Origin of the sequence: Pricia sp. (assembly GCF_041745955.1) — a bacterium.
Lineage (GTDB): Bacteria > Bacteroidota > Bacteroidia > Flavobacteriales > Flavobacteriaceae > Pricia.
The window spans coordinates 1-5,365 of sequence record NZ_JBGTHY010000559.1 but is presented as its reverse complement, the minus strand read 5'-3'; the positions used below and the strand labels follow the sequence as shown (position 1 = coordinate 5,365).

Sequence of the window (5,365 nt, the reverse complement as noted above, 5' to 3'; positions counted from 1 at the left end):
CTCCTTAGAATCGAAATGATAGTAAAATGCGCCCTTTGAAAGCGATAGTTCCTCTAAAATGTCATCGACACTGGTGTTGTGATACCCGTTTTTGTAAAACAGTTCCAATCCCTTTACCTGCATTCGCTGCATGGTGGCCATGCGTTTAAGGCTCTTTTCCATAATGTTGAAGTTTAAAGTTAAACCGACCGATGGGTCTTATATATAGAACCTTTTGCTATTCTTTTTATTCAAATGGATGGATGTGCTGCTGATTTATTCGCTGTATCGCACGAAATGGATGGAGTATTGCCTTTAATCATGCTGGCACAAACTGGATAGTTGGTAGGAAGCTGGATTTAAAATAGAAAAGCTTTCCGGTCAAATAATCGAAACGTATCCTTTCTTATTTGAACCATCCGTTTTTAGCGGCTCCCTTACTGTAAAAATATAGGAAAATCGAAATCGCAATTACAATCAGGGGCATGATAACGGAGGATACGCCGATAACTTCCATGACGTCCGTTCCTAAAATCCAATAACCCTGGGCCACCAGTACGGCCAATAGTGAGATGCCAAAAAGAGCGATCGCAATTTTTTTGCGGAGCAACATGGTAATGCATCCCAAAACGCCTGAAAATACCGCAATGGCAAAAATAATAGTATACCACATGGGTATTGCCCGATACATATCGGCCTGAATTTCTGGTAATTCTTCTACCATGGCGTCAAGCATGAATGTGGCCAAAAAAAACTGGGATACTCCCATGAGGTTCCACAGTAATGCTAAGACGCCAATGACCCAAAAGCTTTTGGGGGGCTTGATTTGTGATGTCATAATAGATTGGTTTTTAAGGTTGTATAATCAAATATAATAAACTTTAATCATTCCAGTGCATTTAAGAAGTCAAGACCGCTTCTTTTCTTGGCAAAACCATTATCTTTAGACTAGTTCACCGTATTTATGGTAAAGAATTATCGGCAAATCGATGACTCACTGTCTTATTCGAACAAACAGCTAAACCATGAAAAAAATCTTAAAAGTCTTTATGCCAGTAATCATACTATGCGCGATACTGCTATTGGTAAATTGTAATAATGTCTCTTCCGAGAATACTATCGTAGGTCAATACGAGTCCGTTGGCGATGGCGCCAATCAAAGAATCATGTATTATATCACCCACGTCAAGGACAATATCTATGGCATAAAAGTCGATGCCTCCTTTGATGGCACCGAGACCCAGACCGATTATCTGGAAGGCTCTTTTAATCCAGAAGAACGGATTTTGACCACAAAGAGGTCTAACGTAGTACTCAATTATCAATTTTCACCGGATTATAAGAGCGTAGAGTTGCTGGGAGACGAAAACGATATCAAGCTTGAACGGAAGTAATCGATGATTTGGTTCGATTGGACCTAAACCACTCGCAGTCGCTTTTGTAAGAAAAAACAAACTAAAATGTAAAACCCCGAACCAAATAACATCCTTCTTCACTAACTTGCACCCGCAAATTAAGTTTTCGCAAATTTCGACGACCAAACAAATCCATGGGGCAAAGAAACACCGATACAGCCTTACTGATTTTTTCGCTTTCCGCTAGACGGGAGGCCGATAGGAAGGGGCTGTTCGGTATAGGAAAAAAGCGTAGTGTTAACGAATTGTTTGACATCCTGATCGGCCGTACCCGAGAAATGGCCGCCGCCAGTGGTGTGGACGCCTTTATCATTGACGAAGGCAAACAGCATGGCCGAACGTTCGGCGAACGCTACGCCAACGCCTTTCAACAAATTTTTGACCAAGGCTATACCAAAGTAATTTCCATTGGCAATGATGCGCCGGACCTTACCGCGGAGACCTTGCGCACGGCCATCGACCAGATTCAACAAAATGACCTGGTAGTCGGCCCGTCGACCGATGGCGGCGTCTACCTGCTCGGGTTGAGCCGTTCTTTGTTTGATACCGATGAGTTTTTAAATCTTCCTTGGTTACAAGATTCCCTTTATGATACCCTTTCACAGGGCGCCTATTGGCAGCAAGGCGGTAGTTTTTCATTGCATTGGCTCTCCGATATTGACGACACGGCATCCCTTTTACGCTTTGTCCAAAATACTTCGGACAACTTTTTGAGGGGGTTTATCCTCATCCATCTATACCGTTCAAAAACTAGCTATGGCCATCGGGCAGCTACCCTGTTTTTCGATGTGCATACATCCTCACAGACCCTTCGAGGTCCGCCATTCACCCATACTTATAGCAAAAGTGTTCAAAAGGCTGCGTAGTCTTGCACTGGTGATGGATATTTGAACATGCCGTAAACCTGCGGAATATCCATCCGAAAAACAATTCACAATAATTTTATTCCAATTCATGAAAACAGCACTGATAGGGCTATTGCAGCTCTGTGCGGCTTTGGCATTTAGCCAAACAAACACCTACACCGCCAAGGTGGTAGATGCCGAAAACCAGCCCATACCCTTTGCCGCTGTGAGCGAACTGGGCACGCGTAATTATACGACGGCCGATAGTGAGGGTATTTTTACCCTAAATACCGATGCCATCGATTTTACACTCGGTATTTCGTCCATTGGTTTTACGCCCCTTGAGATTTACGTAGAAAACGGGAAGCTGCCGAGGCTCATTATATTGAACGCTTCTTCCGAACAGCTCGATGAGATTGTGGTAACCGCCTTGGGCATCGAACGCGAAAGACAATCCTTGGTTTCCGCGGTCACTACCGTAACGCCCGAACAGTTGACCCAGATACCGATGACCAACCTGGTAAACAGTTTGGCGGGGCAGGTGGCCGGGGTTCAGGTAACCAACGGCTCGTCGGGGGTCGGGTCTTCTTCTCGGATTATTATCCGGGGTGAAAACTCTTTGAGCGGCAGCAACCAACCCCTTTTTGTGGTCGACGGTGTGCCCATAAGCAATGAGCAGATTACCAGTGACTTGGTCAACGACGGCGCCTTGCAGGAAGTTGACTATGGCAACGGCGGATCAGAAATAAGTCCCGATGACATTGCCTCCATCTCCATTTTAAAGGGTGCGGGATCAGCTGCGCTTTATGGTGCCCGCGCGGCGAACGGCGTCGTGGTCATTACCACCAAACGGGGGCGGCGACAAAAGGGGTTGGGCGTAAGTATCAGCAGTTCCCTCACCATTGAAACCTTGCTGACCCTGCCCGACTACCAGAACGAGTATGGCCTTGGGTCGAACGGGCAATATGCCTTTCAGAACGGTATCGGTGCCGGCACCAACGATGGAGGTATCAGTAGTTATGGCCCGCGTTTGGACCAAGGGCAGCTGATTGAACAGTTCGATAGTCCGTCTACCGACATTGACGGCAATCCGGTCAGGGGCGGTGACGTGATCGCCAGAACCATGCCCGACGGCTCTTTTACCGCGATTACCCCCACCCCATGGATCTCACGGCCCGATAACGTGCGTAACTTTTTTGAAACGGGGATTACCAATCAAAACAATATTGCTATCACCTCATCCGGCGATAATGGTAGCAGCCGTATTTCGTACAGCGGGCTTCGCAACGACGGCATCGTACCGAACACGGATCTAAAACGGGACGGGCTGGCCATAAGCTTGGATCAAAATGTAGGCGAAAGATTAAAAATCAAGGCGTTTGTAAACTATATCAACAGCAGAAGCGGCAACCGGCCCAATTTGGGATACGGCTATGAAAATCCGCTCTACGGGTTCAACTGGACGGGCAGGCAGACCGATATTGCGGCCTTGAAAAACTACTGGCAGGCCGGACAAACAGGGGTACAACACTACGACATCAACTATCTCTGGCTGACGAACCCTTATTTGACCGTCTTTGAGAACACTAACAGTTTTAACAAAAACCGGATTTTGGGCAATGTTTCCGGCACTTATGAATTTACGGATAAATTGAGTCTCGGGATGCGCATCGGGATGGACACCTACGATGATAATAGGGAATTCAGAAGGGCGGTAAGCACCAATAACAATCCCTTGGGCAGCTATAGGGAGGATGTTGTACGTTTTAGGGAAGTCAATGCCGACCTACTTGTATCGTATACCGATACGATAGCCGATGCTTGGAAATACACAATTTCGGTAGGAAGCAATATTCTGGATCAGGGCATCGGTTACAAATTTGCGGAAGCCTCGCAGCTTTCCGTTCCCGGGGTCTATACCTTGGCCAATTCACGTACCCCGTTAAAAGGAAACAGCCAAGTGTTCGACAAACGGATCAACAGCGTTTATGGCACGGGCAATCTGGGGTATAAAAACGCGCTCTACTTTGACCTGACCTATCGGAACGATTGGAGCAGCACGCTGCCCAGCAATAGCAATTCCTTCGGATATTATTCCGCAGGCCTGAGCTATGTGGTCAGTAACATGTTCGAATTCCCCGAGGCCGTTTCCTATTTAAACTTCCGATTTAGTGCAGCCAGTGTGGGCAATGATACCGACCCGTATCAAAATGCGCAGAGCTTTCTGTTCAACCAGAATTACGGTGCCGCTGCCCGTGTGACCAACGAAACGGTGTTAAAGAACGCCAGCCTTAAACCCGAACGGTTGAACGCTCTTGAGGCGGGGCTCGAAGCTTGGTTTCTGAACGGGAGGATCCAGTTAGACGTGGCAGGATACCAGAACACCAGTATCGACCAAATTATCTCGCGGCCCATTTCCCAGACCAGCGGCTTTGCGAATTTTAACGTAAACGGTGGCGAAGTGCGTACAAGGGGCTTTGAGGGGTCTTTAAGTGGAGAGGTTGTTCGTCTTCAAGATTTTAAATGGGAATCCTCCATAAATTATTCGACCTATCGCAGCATTGTGACCGATTTGCCCGAAGGTGTCGATCAATTCGTGACCGGGTCGGCGAATATTTTTTCCGGTGCCGGGGGCAATCAAGTGTTGTACATTGCCCTAAAAGATGGTCGGGTAGGCGATATGTACGGTACAGGCTTTGTCGAGGTCGATGGCCAGGTACTTTATGGGGCGAACGGTCTGCCGACACAAGATCCCAACCTAAGACTATTGGGAAATTACAATCCCGATTTTACCTTGGGCTTCAATAACAAGTTTTCTTACAAAGGACTTGATTTGACGATTTTATGGGATTGGCGCAAAGGCGGCACCATCGTTTCTAGGATAAAAGCCCTGGGAAGTACTTCTGGGGTATTACAGGAAACTTTGGTAGGCCGGGAGGATGGCGTCATCGGTGAGGGAATCGTCAATGTCGGGACGGCCGAAAATCCACAGTATGCCCCAAACGCTACAGCTGTCCCGGCCAGTACGTTCTACAATAATTTCTTTGATCGTGGCAACGAGGCCAGTGCCCTGTACAGTGCATCGTACGTAAAACTCAGGCAAGTGGCCTTGTACTATAACTTTCC

Annotated in this window: 5 protein-coding genes; 3 read left to right on the top strand and 2 right to left on the bottom strand. The window is 47.1% G+C overall.

Features of this window, described 5'->3' with window-relative positions; all coding sequences use genetic code 11:
- Both ACEW8S_RS20130 and ACEW8S_RS20125 read right to left on the bottom strand, forming a co-directional pair.
- A partial coding sequence (locus tag ACEW8S_RS20130) for a TetR/AcrR family transcriptional regulator (RefSeq protein WP_373519900.1) occupies positions 1–123 on the bottom strand: 123 nt, incomplete at its 3' end.
- A 262-nt stretch (positions 124–385) separates the two neighbouring features.
- Entirely contained in the window at positions 386–817 is a 432-nt protein-coding gene (locus ACEW8S_RS20125; RefSeq protein ID WP_373519899.1) for a hypothetical protein, read from the bottom strand.
- 187 nt (positions 818–1,004) lie between these two features.
- Between ACEW8S_RS20125 and ACEW8S_RS20120 the strand changes: the two genes are divergently transcribed.
- The 3 genes from ACEW8S_RS20120 to ACEW8S_RS20110 all read left to right on the top strand — a co-directional run.
- On the top strand, positions 1,005–1,373 hold the full coding sequence (locus ACEW8S_RS20120; protein WP_373519898.1) for a hypothetical protein: 369 nt from the start codon (positions 1,005–1,007) through the stop codon (positions 1,371–1,373).
- A gap of 155 nt (positions 1,374–1,528) precedes the next feature.
- Complete coding sequence (locus ACEW8S_RS20115) at positions 1,529–2,260, top strand: DUF2064 domain-containing protein (protein WP_373519897.1); 732 nt, start codon at positions 1,529–1,531, stop codon at positions 2,258–2,260.
- A gap of 88 nt (positions 2,261–2,348) precedes the next feature.
- The coding region (locus ACEW8S_RS20110; protein WP_373519896.1) for a SusC/RagA family TonB-linked outer membrane protein at positions 2,349–5,365 on the top strand (3,017 nt) is incomplete at its 3' end.

Coding starts and splice junctions, on each gene's coding strand:
- ACEW8S_RS20125 (WP_373519899.1), bottom strand. CDS start 817: ATGACATCACAAATCAAGCCCCCCAAAAGCTTTTGGGTCATTGGCGTC.
- ACEW8S_RS20120 (WP_373519898.1), top strand. CDS start 1,005: ATGAAAAAAATCTTAAAAGTCTTTATGCCAGTAATCATACTATGCGCG.
- ACEW8S_RS20115 (WP_373519897.1), top strand. CDS start 1,529: ATGGGGCAAAGAAACACCGATACAGCCTTACTGATTTTTTCGCTTTCC.